This is a genomic window from Sphingomonas bacterium (assembly GCF_903642285.1).
Classification (GTDB): domain Bacteria; phylum Pseudomonadota; class Alphaproteobacteria; order Sphingomonadales; family Sphingomonadaceae; genus Sphingomonas.
Window position 1 is genome coordinate 1 of sequence record NZ_CAHJWJ010000014.1, and the last position, 12,597, is coordinate 12,597.

Annotated in this window: 10 protein-coding genes; 5 read left to right on the forward strand and 5 right to left on the reverse strand. The window is 62.7% G+C overall.

Going from position 1 to position 12,597, the window contains the following annotated elements; genetic code table 11:
* Positions 1 to 326 precede the first annotated feature (326 nt).
* Genes HUU99_RS08660 through HUU99_RS08670 form a run of 3 tightly spaced genes read right to left on the reverse strand, consistent with a single transcriptional unit; the run spans position 327 to position 3,591 of the window.
* Positions 327 to 815, reverse strand: a complete 489-nt coding sequence (locus HUU99_RS08660) for a Mov34/MPN/PAD-1 family protein (RefSeq protein ID WP_254603067.1) — start codon at positions 813 to 815, stop codon at positions 327 to 329.
* Positions 800 to 2,380 (reverse strand): ThiF family adenylyltransferase, encoded by a 1,581-nt coding sequence (locus HUU99_RS08665; RefSeq protein ID WP_174286185.1) that lies wholly within the window; start codon positions 2,378 to 2,380, stop codon positions 800 to 802. Before HUU99_RS08665 ends, HUU99_RS08660 begins: the two co-directional genes overlap by 16 nt.
* A complete protein-coding gene (locus tag HUU99_RS08670; RefSeq protein WP_174286186.1) occupies positions 2,377 to 3,591 on the reverse strand; it encodes a CBASS cGAMP synthase in 1,215 nt (404 codons plus the stop codon). The genes HUU99_RS08665 and HUU99_RS08670 overlap by 4 nt, the downstream gene beginning before the upstream one ends.
* A 155-nt stretch (positions 3,592 to 3,746) precedes the next feature.
* Between HUU99_RS08670 and HUU99_RS08675 the strand changes: the two genes are divergently transcribed.
* The 3 genes from HUU99_RS08675 to HUU99_RS08685 all read left to right on the forward strand — a co-directional run bounded on the left by HUU99_RS08675 (position 3,747) and on the right by HUU99_RS08685 (position 5,905).
* Positions 3,747 to 4,238: a hypothetical protein gene (locus HUU99_RS08675; protein WP_174286187.1), complete on the forward strand. Its 492-nt coding sequence runs from the start codon at positions 3,747 to 3,749 to the stop codon at positions 4,236 to 4,238.
* Complete coding sequence (locus tag HUU99_RS08680) at positions 4,235 to 4,924, forward strand: hypothetical protein (RefSeq protein WP_174286188.1); 690 nt, start codon at positions 4,235 to 4,237, stop codon at positions 4,922 to 4,924. Before HUU99_RS08675 ends, HUU99_RS08680 begins: the two co-directional genes overlap by 4 nt.
* Before the next feature lie 81 nt (positions 4,925 to 5,005).
* A complete protein-coding gene (locus tag HUU99_RS08685; RefSeq protein WP_174286189.1) occupies positions 5,006 to 5,905 on the forward strand; it encodes a hypothetical protein in 900 nt (299 codons plus the stop codon).
* On the opposite strand, the gene HUU99_RS08690 is transcribed toward HUU99_RS08685, so the two are convergent.
* The gene (locus tag HUU99_RS08690; RefSeq protein WP_174286190.1) at positions 5,853 to 6,515 is read right to left on the reverse strand and encodes an HNH endonuclease; all 663 of its coding nucleotides are present in this window, start codon (positions 6,513 to 6,515) and stop codon (positions 5,853 to 5,855) included. The two genes, HUU99_RS08685 and HUU99_RS08690, sit on opposite strands and share 53 nt — an antisense overlap.
* 409 nt (positions 6,516 to 6,924) lie before the next feature.
* Here HUU99_RS08690 and HUU99_RS08695 point away from each other — a divergent pair, with 409 nt between their 5' ends.
* Together HUU99_RS08695 and HUU99_RS08700 are read left to right on the forward strand one after the other, a co-directional pair.
* Positions 6,925 to 8,895 (forward strand): amidohydrolase family protein, encoded by a 1,971-nt coding sequence (locus HUU99_RS08695; protein WP_174286191.1) that lies wholly within the window; start codon positions 6,925 to 6,927, stop codon positions 8,893 to 8,895.
* Between the two features lie 347 nt (positions 8,896 to 9,242).
* Complete coding sequence (locus tag HUU99_RS08700) at positions 9,243 to 11,384, forward strand: prolyl oligopeptidase family serine peptidase (RefSeq protein ID WP_174286192.1); 2,142 nt, start codon at positions 9,243 to 9,245, stop codon at positions 11,382 to 11,384.
* Positions 11,385 to 11,646: 262 nt separating this feature from the next.
* Here HUU99_RS08700 and HUU99_RS08705 read toward each other — a convergent pair whose 3' ends face one another.
* Complete coding sequence (locus HUU99_RS08705) at positions 11,647 to 12,537, reverse strand: prephenate dehydratase (RefSeq protein WP_174286193.1); 891 nt, start codon at positions 12,535 to 12,537, stop codon at positions 11,647 to 11,649.
* Positions 12,538 to 12,597: the final 60 nt, after the last annotated feature.

Consider the following 12,597-nt stretch of genomic DNA (forward strand, 5'->3'; position numbering starts at 1 on the left):
TGAAACGACCCATCCGACGCCTCCCGCTAACACCTCACAGCATAGCATATTACGTCGTTTTCACACAGCCTCGGTGGATTACGGCCCGGCCGCTTTCGAGCGCAAAGATCGCGTAAGCAGACGCTTGTTCATGAAGGTGGCATTAGACAGCTAAACGCGGCATTCGGCCATTTGTACCGTCAGCGAGTCCGAGCAACGGGGAGCCGGATCCCTAACCATCTCGTAATTGAGGACCTAGTCCGACAGGACGTTACGCGACTTGTGGCGGCTCTGCGCGCGCATTCTAAAGTACTTCGTCCCGCAACTAGCCACGTCCAATACGGCGCTTAGCGACTATAAGCCAGGTCGGCGGCTTCCTCAGATATCACATCTAGCTTGAAGGTGGACGCAAACAGAGTTTTCTCACGCGTATAGAAGAACGTCGGCAGTGGTGTTCCAGCGTCGATCAGTCCGATTACAGGCTGCGCGACCGCTCGCGCCAGCGTTCGCCATGCCTTCTTGTCCATCCCAGACGGGTCGCCTGAGCCATAAGGATGGGTGTGCCAATCGCCAAGAACGGTAATTAGGGCCTTGCTCCGACGCCATTCCGACTCGATGGCGCGGGCGTGAGCCGGATCGCGGCGCTCGAAGGTGTAGGCGGTGGCGACGTCCTGCGCCTGTTGCTCCGTGGCGCCGGTGATTTCCAGATGATGCCCGCGTCTCATGCCCAAAAGGAAGCCGCCCGTCTCGGCTGGCAGACGTCGCAGCCGCTGCGCGCGGATGCGGTCTACAACCGCCCGCGGTATCACCACCGTCGGCCTCAAGCTGGTGTGCACGCCGGACAATTGGCCGCCATGCCCGGACTGCTCGGATCGCGGCGCACCGATCGCTCCCAATCCAAGCGCACGGTCCGAAGCAGATGATGTGGGTGACCCCGCGCCCAATCCACCGCGTGCTGAACAGCGAGCGCGGCGGCCGCCGTCGGCGCCGCCGGGCCATAGGGCGTCATGAGCTGCTCGCCGCACGTTGCGACCGGCTCGCTCGGCGGCTCGCGTAGCGGATCGAATCGCGGGCGAGTCCCCTGATCAGGCTGGAGACATCGGTAACAGGCATAGCCCGGCTCGGTCGAAATGAAGCTCTGAACGGCGATCCCTGCACCGGAAATCCAGCAATGGAGTAGGGTCGGCTTCAGCGCCTCACGGCCAGCGCGCCCGAGATGCCAGGCGTTGAGCCAGTCACTCACCGCCTGTTCGCCGGTCGCGTCGATCAAGAGATCTGACGCTTCGAGGATCATCCGCTGGGATTGTGCAGGGGCCGGTCGGGAGACGACGTTTAGACCAGGGAAGTCGCGCAGCGTCGCTTCCGCTACCGCCTCGGCCTTGAAGCGCCCGATGGCAGACGCGCCGAGCGCATGACGACGGATATTGAACACGTCGAGGATGTCGCCATCGATGAGCGTCAACCGTCCTCGACCGAGCCCCGCGCCTATTTGCGCCAGCATACGGGCAAGATAGCCCCCGATCGCGCCGCAGCCCACCAGCGTCACCGCCTGATCGGCCAGAGGCGCTTCGTTCGCGCCGAGCACGCTCGCTAGGTCGGCACGGCGGCCATTTAGGCGCGTAATCCAGGTGGCGCGCGCCGCCCCCGTCTTCACCCAGCGTGACCAGGCACTCGGGCGTTCGAGCGAGCGCACGAAGGCCGCGCCGCTACGCGACACCATCAAACGCGCTATCGCGATCCCGTTGGGGGCTTCGATCGCCACCGCCGGGTCCGATGCATCCTGGGTCGCGAATGCGTCGGTGATGGCCGCAGGCAGCGCGCGATCCCAGTGCGCCGACCAATCTAGCAACCCGCCCAGCGTCGCCGGCTTGTCCTGGTGCGCCTCGAAGGAGAGACGCGCAGCCGTTTTCACCAAAGCGAGCTTCGGCTTTACCGCGGCCGACGTGCTCTTCCTAATGACCTTCGCTTCTCGGCATAGGTCCGCAAGCGAGTCGATATCGTAGCGGGATGCGCCCCAATAGGACGGGAACTCGCGCGCGATCTCCGCGGTCGCAGCCGAGGACAGGCCAGCGGTCAATAGTTCGGCTGCGCGCGCAATGATCCCTCGGGTCTGAGCAGGGGCACTATAGCGGTCGAACACGTGAAAGGCGCGGTTGATCACGCATAGCTCGCCCGCGTCGTCGAGGTGCGGCACCACCTTGCGCAAGAGCGCCGCAGGCTGCTCGACATACACTCGGGGCGGCTCGATAAACTCCAGGTCGTCGAACACCAACCGCAGGGCTATGGGTGTTTGTTTGACACGGACCTCGCCCGTCAAGGTCAGGCCACGAGCGGTAAGGTGTGCGGTGAAGCCGTCAGTGGCGACCGCGTCGATGACCGCTTGCGCGATCACCGCGCTCACCCCGATTGCGTCCGCGGCACCGTGGGCTTCGGCTGGACCTGCGCCGGGGTACTCCGCACCGCCGCGACGGCGCCGCCCATGGCGATCAAATCCTCGTTCGCGGGCACGCGGTCGCCAAAGACCGCTGTCGCGTGACTGAGAGCAAGTCCCTTGTGGAAGGTGCCGTCAATCGCCGCATCCATGCGGTCGGCTACGCTTAGAAAAATGCCGCGAACCCGCTGTCGGTAGTCGGGCGTCCAATCCTTACAAAGCAGCTTGTCGGTGTCGCCGGGAAATGCCGGGTTGCCGACTGGCTGCTCCACCTGCCGGGCGATCGCGCGCGCCGTCCTCACCAGCGCGATATCGAGCCGGGTCGGATCAAGATCCTTCATCGTCTCCATCGCGCTCACGACAAGCGCCATGATGCAGATCGACGACAGCCCTCCGTCGAAACGTGCGTCGCGCATGCCCTTGAAGCAGCGCGACAACTCCCGAACGATCGACCCGTGCAATTTCACGGCGTTCTCGAACCAGCCCTCAAGCTTGCGCGGGTCGGACTCGATCCAGCCGTCGTCCCGATGCGCGAGCATGATCTCCGCTTCGGCCAGGGTGCGATAGATGCGCTCGTCGAGATCGACGGAGTCACGCATTTGAAGCGATTTGGTGAGACTGTCCGCCGCCGTGAACTCTACGAGCTGCTCAAACGCACTGTCCTTGATGGCGTATAGGGGCAAGTCGATGTGGAGCCGCTCGCTGATCTCCACGCGGACGCACGACCCCTTACGCACGGGGTTCAAGGTCCAGCCCTCGCGCCGGCACAAGGGCGCCAGCGCCTTCTCCACCAGCTTGAAATAGGCCGCCGACGCGATCGTGGGGCGAACGCGGTTTCCGACTAGCACGAAGGACTGGGGGAGAAACACGCCATCGTCCTGGTCGATCTGCTGCCCCGGTGGGTTCTGGCAGTCATTCACTGTGTGGTAGGCGAAGCTACCCTGGATGCGGAACTTCGGCCGAGGCACCTGCGGGTCGAATGTCGTCGCGGCGAGTTCCCTGCCTAGCAGCTCCTCACGCAGAAGGTACTGGTTCCAGTTCCGAAAGGCGCCCCGAAGGGTGTCCCGGATCATCTCGCGCGCCGTAGCCAGCTCCCGCCGATCGAGCGTCTCGACCGCAATCTCGTCGAGATAGCCTTGGCCGACAGCCATCAACTTGTGCAGATTCAGCTTCGTTGCCATGCCGTCCCCACCTTTATGCTCAGTATGGGGCTGCTTCGGCTTGTGAACAAGAGGCGAACGGAACTCAGGGCGTAGCGGATCTTGGCGTGGGCACCAGGGGTAGAGCAAGTACCGCCGGGATTGCGCTTTGCAGCGAGACGCTTCACGTCGTCCTTATGAGCCAAACCGACCTTGGATTGACCGATGCTCTGCTCGGGCTCCTCGTTGAGGTCGACGCGCGTGCCGACGCCGACTTTTCAGGTACCGGTGTGATTGTCAGCGCGTCACCAAATGAACTGCCGATCCTTGCTCTGCGCTTGATCAGCGATCCGGGCGAGGTCGCGGATGTCGCAGGTATGCTCGCGACCATTTCCAATCCAGCGCACGAGCATCACGACGGGTTTCACGTGCTGAGCCCGAAGCTTCGTATCCTTCGCCTTGGGCAATACTTCTCGCCCCCGATCATCCACAACGCGCCCGTCGACCGCACTAGGCGTTTCGGCGGACGCTATCTCGCCGCGCTGTTCGGCTCGGCTGTTCCAGGAGTCGTCGCAACCGGCGTCGCGAGCTGCGAATTCGGCATCGCTGTCTTCCGTGAGGGCAAGGAGATCGCATATCGGTGCGGCCGTTCTCCGGCCGCCGTGACGGCTCAGGGAAATGCGTCGTGATCCTGGCGCTAAACCGGTCCATCATGCTGACAATCCTAGTCGCGTTGGTGCTCGCGCCGGTGGCGATCCTCGTCGGCTTCGACGTGGTGCGGACGCCCGCCGACATCCTCAAGTGGTCGAGTCGGATAGTTTCTTTCCTGACCTGCCTCAGCCTGCTTCTCAGCTGGACACCGGCCTTGCGCTTCGTCCACTGGATCACGCTGGGGCGCCTCTGGTGGTATCCCTGGATCGGAGGGGAGTGGCGGGCCGAGATCCGGTCCAACTGGCCGAAGATTGAGCGCCTCTACGAGGCCGCCAAGGGCAACGGGCGACGCTTCGATGCGCTGACCGAGCCGATCACCGAGGCCGACGCGAAGATCACGGGCGCCAATGTCACGATCAAAGTCGGCCTCTTCGAGATCGAGATCGAGATCGTGCCCGACGGTACGGAGAGGTGCAGCACCACCGATTACGTGCGGCCGAGCTGGGCCAAGCCCGAGAGGCCGAAGCTCAGCTACGTTTACACCCAGGTCGACCCGCTGCCGGTGGCCCCGACCGACACCCGGATGCATTCGGGGGCTGGGATCGTTCAGGTCATGTCGAACGGCGAGCTTCGCGGCGAGTACTGGACCAATCGCAAGGGCGAGAACGGCCTCAACACGTCCGGAACAATCATCATCCGCCGCGTCTCAGAGGAGGCGGTTTAACCCGTCACGTTGAGCGCGCGTAGCAGCAGCTCACTGAGGTTTGCTTTCGCCGGCAGCGCAAGAATGCTCTAAAACGGCGCCGTGGACTTCATCAACCTCAACCGCCGGTTCCGCTTGATCGACGCAGAGAAGCCGTTCGAGCTCACCGACTGGGAAGCCTTCGGAATTGATCGGGGCTTGGACTGGCCTGCCTTGTTAAAACGGCCGCGGGTGATCGTCCTCGCTGAAGCGTCGGCCGGCAAGACTGCCGAGTTCAAGGGCCAGCGCGATCTGCTCCGCGACGACGGCGAAGCGGCCTTCTATCTGACCGTCGAGACGCTCGCCAGCTCGGGCCTCGACCGCTCGCTGTCGCGCGACGACGCGCTGCTGTTCGCCGAATGGCGACGCTCGGCGGCGACCGGCTGGTTCTTTCTTGATTCTGTCGACGAAGCGAGGATCAACAAGAAGGATATCGAGACAGCGCTGAACGTCTTCGCCCGTGATCTTGGGCTTGCTTATGACCGGGCGCGCGTTCTGATTTCGTGCCGTGGCAGCGTCTGGACGGGCGAGGAGGATCTCGCGCTGGTCCACCGAACCCTGCGGCCGGAAACGCCTCGGCAGCCAAGGGCACCGGTCGATCGCAATGCCGCGCTCTTTGCCTCGTCCCGCACCGCCACGACCGAGACGAAGGTCGAGGACGGGCCGCGAGGGACGCTGCCCGACATTACCGTCGTCGGCCTAACCAAGCTCACCGCCGCCCAACGGCTGAGCTATCTCACCGCCGCCGGGATAGAGGATCCCGAAAGCTTCGAAGCGGCGCTCGTCGCGCACAACCTCGTTCAGTTCGCCGAACGGCCCGGCGACCTCAGCACGCTGGTGCGGTATTGGGCGAAAGCGCGCCGCTTCGACGGGCTGGTGCAGATGACCGAGCTCGGCATCACCGAGCGACTTACCGAACTGAGCAAGACGCGCCGCGAGCCTCGGCCTTGCCGCCACCATTGACCATGCGCAAACCAGTTACCGCGCACCGGTTGTCATAAGCGTCGAGCACGTGGCCGCGGAAGGCGGCGCTACGCACCTTGCGGTTGACCAGAAGCTGCGCGACACGCCGCTCGTCGGGCGGTGATGCCAGCAATGCGGCAGTGGGAGCATCGATGTTCCGTGGATCGAGCTCGAGCCGGATCGCGTGTTCGGGGGACAGCGTGTCGATAAGACCGCGGTTCACAATGGCGGCGAAATCAGCATCGTCGATGGGGCGAACCGATCGGCCGCGCAGCGCCCGACCGGCGATGGCCGGATTGTCCAACTCGCGCAGCATACGCTCGAGGAAGCGGCCGTCCGGATCACGGTACGGCACCGGGCGATCGAACTCGATGAAGTCGCTGATACGGGCATAAAAGAGCGTGCGGTCGGCGTGATCTGGGTCGATGCTGTGCACCCGATCGGCTGCCACATAGGCCTTTCGGCCACCAGCCGAGCCGGTCTCCCGGTAGACGATCCAGTCGCCGACGCATGCCTCAGCTGCGCGCAGGTAGACGCGCGGGAAGTGGTAGCGTTCGGCGATCAGGTCGTCGTAGCGCGATGCACCGCTGATCTCGAACACACCCTTCATGCCAGGATCGTGACGCGGTTCTCGGGCTGGAGCAACCTTGCTGACGATCTCCAACGGTCAGCATTCTTGAAGCAGGTTGTTGCTGAACGAACGGTCGCTTTCGAGGAGTGCAGATGCCGCCTCGAACGTCCGGGTCTAGGTCATCCTACTCCCATCCGGAGTTCTCCCTTCAGGCTTAAGGAGTTGGTCTTGGACGCGACCCCTGACCGAGGCAGCGCCGTGCTACTACAGCCGGATTGTTTGGAGGCGCAGAAACGAACTCCATCTCGAACTGCTGATCAGCGTTTGGCCCCAAGCAAGCATTGCCTGTTGCGAAATCAACCGTCACGCTAGCTATGGGCGAGGGCTAGGGGATTATGCGATGTCGGTAACAGCAGGACGGCTTCTGCGACAAGCGGGCGCTATTGCGATGTTCCTTCTCCCCGCACATGGAACGGCGCAGCTGAAAAAATCGCCAACCGGCCACGACCATGGCACCTTCGTGCTTCATAAATTCGCCCGAGCGATCGGAAAGGAAACCTGGCAGATCAAGCCGGATGCCAAGGGCAACACCGTACTTACCTCTGATTTTCTTTTTACCGATCGTGGCGGCAAGGTGCCGCTGAAGACGACATACGTCGCTTCCGCGGCGCACGAGCCGGTCTCGCTGAAGGTTGCAGGCAAATCCTCGCGGCTTTCCGAATTGAACGACGAGTTCCGGCTCGACGGCAAGCGGATCTCGTTGCTCCGCAGCGGCACGACGACGACCTACCTGACCAAAGGACCCGCTTTCTTGATCGACGGCTACTCGCCGGTCGCGATGCAAGGCGAACTCATGCGCTGGTGGCTGGCGCACAACAAGCCGGCGCTGATTGAGACGCCACCTGGCGGTTCCATCCATATTCAGCCCGCCGGAGACTTGATGGCCGGCGGCACGACGCTGCATGGCTACGTCGTCAACGGACTCATTTGGGGCGGGGAAACCCTCTGGCTGGACGACGACCGACAGCTGGCAGCGCTTGTCTCGACCGATGCCGAGTTCGACCATTTCGAAGCCATCCGCGAGGATCTCGAGCCGTCGCTCGGCACGTTCATCCAGGCGGCGGCCAAGAATAGTTTGGCGGCGCTCGCTCAACTAGCCTCAAGTGCCCAAGAGCCCCCAGCCAAGCGGCTCGCGATCGTCGGAGTGACGCTCATTGACGGCACGGGGGCGGCCGCCGCGCCCAACAGCACCGTCGTGATCGAGGATGGCCGCATCAGTAGCGTTTATCGCGGCGCGATGCCCAAGCTGAAAGACGTGACCGTCCTCGATGGGCATGGCAAATACCTCATCCCCGGTCTCTGGGACATGCACGCCCATTACGAGCAGGTCGAGTGGGGTCCGATCTATCTTGCTGCGGGCGTGACGACCGCACGAGACTGCGGCAACGAGTTCGACTTCATCACGACGGTCCGCGATACGCTCGCGTCAGGAAACAGCATCGGCCCGCGCTTGCTCATCGCAGGCATCGTCGATGGCACCGGCCCGCGTACGCTCGGCGCGATCACCGCAGACACGCCCGATGAAGCAGTGGCGGTCGTCCGAAGATATAAGGCTGCGGGCGCGCTTCAGATCAAGATCTACAGCAGTATGAAACCGGCATTGGTCCCGGTCATCACACGCGAGGCCCACCGCCTCAGCATGACCGTCACCGGCCACGTGCCCGATGGGATGACGACGGTGCAAGCCGTCGAAGCCGGGATGGATCAGATCAACCACATCAATTACCCGTATGCCGACTTCTTGCCCAAGGACCTCGTGCGGTCGGCGCCGGTGACCGATCTCGATTTTCAGACCCCTGCGGTCCAGCACGCGCTGGCTGTCTTCAGGCAGCACGCCACGGTATTTGATCCCACCATGACGGTGTTCGAAATGCAGTTGCACATGTCGACCATGCCCATCGCCTCCGTCGAACCCGGTATGGCGCATCTGCCCCCCCAATTGGCAGCGGCGCTGGACACGCCTGGCATTCCGCTATCGGAGGCCACCCACCTGGCGAAACTGTACTCAACGCTCACGGCAACGCTGCGGACGTTGCACGAGAACGGCAATCCGATCGTCGCCGGCACCGACCAGAGCGTTCCGGGCTACAGCCTCCACCGGGAGCTCGAAATCTATGTCGAGCAGGCGGGCTTTACGCCGATGCAAGCGCTGCAGTCAGCAACCATCGTGCCGGCCCGTGTAATGGGCCTCGACAAACAATTGGGTACCATCGAACCGGGCAAGCAGGCGGACATGGTCTTGCTCAATGCCGATCCGTTGGCGGATATTCATAATACCCGCCGCATCGCGAAGACGATCAGCGCAGGCGCGGTCTACGATCCCGCACCGCTTTGGACGGTGGTAGGCTTCAAGCCCTAATTGGAATACCTCGCGAGATCGCGGGCATCCGTGGCATCAAACACAGGCATGGCATGGATCTCGTTGGAAGGCGCAACAAACGGCGGCTCAGCGTCAAACTCTGTGAACGGCCGTCCGCTTTGGGAGCGCAGCGCAGCCGGGTGAAGGTCTGAAATTGGGTCTTTTCTGCCTGCAAGCGGCTGGCGGGCAAGTGGCACGAACAGACCTTCGACCGTTCGGCGCCGAGGCTGAAGACCATCGTAAAACTGACGGAAGTCCCAGTGCTACTTTTACGATGCTAGCCCCTGACGTTGCGCAGTGCTAGTTTTTATATACGCTCACCAAGTTCGTGCCGGGGGGTAACAATGATGCGTCGCAAGATCCTAGCAGCTTTCCTCAGCTCGGTTGCATCCGGCGTATCAGCACAGTCCGGCCTTCCGAGTGCACCGCCCAAAGCCGTGCCGCATCCGGTCACCGAAGCATACTTTGGCATGCAAGTCACCGACCGCTACCGATCCATGGAGAGTAAGGACGCCGAAACAATTATTTGGATGAAAGCACAGGATGCCTGGTCGCGATCTGTCCTTGATAGGATCACACCGCGAGAAGCATTTCTCGCGAAGATGACCACTTTCTCCGCCGCTTTTGGCAAGGTCGGCGGTATATGGGCGGCAGGCGGCAAGCTGTTCTACTTCGATCGTGCGCCGGGCAAGGATGTCTTTAGCCTCGGCGTTTTCGAGAACGGTCACAAACGAATATTGCTCGATATGGCAGCGTTCATGGCGGCCCACGGCGGTACGCCTTATGCAATTGACTGGCTGCAATCGTCGCATGACGGGGCAAAAATCGCCGTGGGTATTTCGGCCGGAGGGTCCGAAGATTCATCAATAACCGTTTTTGACGTTGCCACAGGGAGGGCTATCGCCGGCCCGATCGATCGGGCGGCGGATGACGGGGTTGATTGGAGCGAGGATGGATCGAGCCTCTTTTTCATTCGATCACAACCTTTTGGTCCCGCATCGAAGCCCACCGACAAATACCGCAACGAAGCTACCGATTATTGGGATCTTAAAAGCGAGCCGCGCGCGGTCCTAGGAGCTGCGTTACCTGGCGGTCCGATTACCGATCCGGATGAGGAAGGCTTCCTCAGGCACGTGCCGCACCGAAGCGAGCTGCTGCTTATGGGGGTTACAGGGGTCAAACCGGAGAGACGACTATGGTGGGGTAAGCCCGCAGATCCGCGGGCCCAACGTGTCACGTGGACGCCGATCGCCGCGTACGAAGACGGAATTACCAATGTCGAAATGAACAGGACAACGCTGTTCTTGATGACCCACAAGGATGCGCCTCGGTTTAAGATTTTAGCGCTGCCGATAGGCGGCACACTTGCCCAGGCGAAGACAATCATTCCCCCAAGCGACAGCCAACTCGTCGAAGGCGAAGTGGTAGCCGCAGACGGGCTCTACATCAGCGTACGAAGGGGGATCTATAGCCAGCTCTTACGCTTCAGCAACGATGGGAAGGTAAGCGAGATCGCTTTGCCGGTACATGGATCGATTGAAAATCTGGCGGCCGACGTGGACGAGCCTGGTGCAGTAGTTATGCTCGATGGTTCGAAAACACCTGTTGCGCACTATCGCTATGATCCGGCGCGCAAGGCGTTTGATGTGCTGCCACTCGACATCCATCCAGCGTTCGAACCTGACCGCTATGCCGTGTCCGATCTGGAGGCTATCGCAAGGGACGGAAGCAAGATTCCCCTCACGGTCGTCGGGCCGGCCGGGGCAATCCAGCCACGCGCGATGATCCTCACCGCCTATGGCGCCTATGGCAGATCGGACTTCCCTTACTTCGATTTCAATATGCCGACTTTCGTCGACGCGGGAATCAGCATGGCCAAATGCACTGTTCGGGGCGGTGGTGAACTTGGTGAAGCCTGGCGGCTGGCCGGTAAGGGCAAGGACAAGCCGAACACGTGGCGCGACGCTATTGCTTGCGCGGAAACGCTGATCGCAAAGGGGTATACGACCCCCGCCTTGCTTACCATAGAAGGTACATCAGCTGGTGGGATAATGGTCGGCCGTGCCGCGACCGAGCGGCCCGACCTGTTTGCCGCTGCGATCGACAGGGTCGGCGATGTGAACATGCTGCGCGCCGAGACAATGCCAGCGGGTCCAGCGAATATACCGGAGTTTGGTACGGTCACCGATCCGCAGGGTTTCAAGGACCTCTACGAGATGGACGTGATCCAGCACGTCAAGCTAGGCGTGCAGTATCCCGCGTTTTTGATCACGGCTGGCCTGAACGACGCTCGTGTTGAACCCTGGACCGGTGCGAAGCTCGCTGCGATGCTCGAAGAGAACCCTGCTCACCGCCCCGTGCTGTACCGCCTGGAGCAGCAGGATGGGCACGGATTAGGTAGTGCCAAATCTACCCGTGAGGCTGAACAAGCCGATATCGCAGCCTTTGTACTTTGGCAGACCGGCGCCCCTGCGTGGCAACCGCGTTGACCAAGGCCAGGATGAATAAGCGGCTGCTATCGGGGAACCGCTGAGCGTTGCTGGATGACCGAGAATGGGTCGAAGCAGCCAGCCCCATCATCCCTCGCAATGTTGGATTTTCCGTGCGACGCCCTCGGACATGCCAGCCGCTCGAACCCCGACATACGCGATTGCTGAAAGTGCAATCGCTCGCGCGGGGGCGATTCCCATCGCAACGTGGCCTCCACTTCGTCCACTTCCGATTGCATTTCCTGCAATCGTCGGCTGCGAATCACCCCCGGGCCCGCGCCTGCGGATAGGTCCCCAGCAGCCGTACCCATTTCGAATGGAACGCCAGTTCCTCGATCGCGCGGTCGAACCCCGCGTCGCCGGGCTTCCCGTCCACGTCCGCGTAGAATTCGGTCGCCGCGAAGGTGCCGCCGCGCTGGTAGCTTTCGAGCTTCGTCATGTTGACGCCGTTGGTCGCGAAGCCGCCCATCGCCTTGTACAGCGCGGCGGGGATGTTCTTCACCTCGAAGATCAGGCTGGTCATCCACGGCCCCGCGCCGGTCGCGGGCTTGCCGCCGCGCGCCAGCGTCACGAAGCGGGTCATGTTGTGGTCCGCGTCCGCGATATCGGTTGCCAGCAGCGTAAGGCCATAGGTGGCGGCGGCGGCGGGCGGCGCCAGCGCGGCGACGTGCGGGTCGCCGATCTCCGCGACCATCGCCGCGGCGCCTGCGGTGTCGGGATAGGCGACGGGCGCGATGCCGTGCGCCTTCAGCCAGTGGCGGCATTGGCCCAGCGCCTGCGGATGGCTCATCGCCTCGCGCACCTGGTCGCGCGTGCCGGTGCCCATCAGCGCGTGGCGGATCGGCAGGAAATGCTCGCCGGTGATGACCAGCCCCGATTCCGGCAGCAGGAAATGCATGTCCGCGACGCGGCCGTGGAGCGAATTCTCGATCGGGATGATCGCGCAGTCCGCGCGCCCGTCCTTCACCGCGTCGATCGCGTTGGCGAAGTCGAAGCATGGAAGCGGCAGTCCGTCGGGGAACGCCTGCACCGCGGCGACATGGCTGTTCGCGCCGGGCGCGCCCTGGAACGCGACGGTGCGTTCCGGTTCGGCGGCGGCGGCGGCGGTCATCGCGGCGACGATGGGGCGGGCGGGGGCGGCGAAATTCTCCACGGGGGCGAAGCGTTACGCGCTTGGCGACGCGATGAGCAAGCGCGCTTGCGGAGGCTTCGT